This window comes from Acinetobacter sp. TYF_19, from assembly GCF_043105125.1.
Classification (GTDB): domain Bacteria; phylum Pseudomonadota; class Gammaproteobacteria; order Pseudomonadales; family Moraxellaceae; genus Acinetobacter; species Acinetobacter johnsonii.
Genome location: NZ_JBICLH010000055.1, coordinates 1 through 673 on the forward strand (window position 1 = coordinate 1; position 673 = coordinate 673).

A 673-nucleotide genomic window follows, 5' to 3' on the forward strand; every position below is an offset into this window, starting at 1 on the left:
GCAGTTGCTCGGAGCATTTTGTTGTTTACATAATAAGAATAAAACTCTGCTCATTTGTCAAATTGATATAGCTATAATGGCGCCTAATTTATGATCGCTGTTTGCGATCGACTATGACTGAAACTTACTTTTTAAAAATATAGACGATGATAAATACAATCACTCAAGTGCTTGAGCAATTGGGGTTAAGTGCACAAAAACGTGCCATTCATGCACAATTTTCACCTGCTGCATTAAATCATGACATCTTTTTGCAGCATATTGAAGGCACACATGCATTAAACCAAGGTTTAAATGTTGAATTGATCTGCCTCTCAACCAATGCCCTGATTCCACTCAAACAGTTTATCGGAGTGCAAGTCGCGGTCGATCAGGTCACAGATCAAGGTACATTATTTCGCAGCACAGGGATCATCACCCAAGCCGAACAAGGACAAAGTGATGGTGCACTGACCTTGTATAAACTTCGCTTAGAAGATGCAACTGCACTTTGGCATAAACGTCGCAACAGCCGAGTGTTTATGAATAAAAGTGTGCGAGATGTCAGTGAAATACTCTTCAAGGAATGGCAGAGTAAAAGTCCGCTATTTGCTGCAAGCCTCAGTCTTGATCTTTCTGGTTTAAATACAGAGATTGATGTTCGTCCCTTCATCATGCAGTCGAATGAAACCGA

General features: G+C 40.4%; 1 protein-coding gene. It reads left to right on the forward strand.

The genetic code is table 11. The annotated features are described in order from the left end of the window. Positions 1-146: 146 nt before the first annotated feature. A partial coding sequence (locus ACF8FD_RS07005) for a phage late control D family protein (protein ID WP_392453294.1) occupies positions 147-673 on the forward strand: 527 nt, incomplete at its 3' end.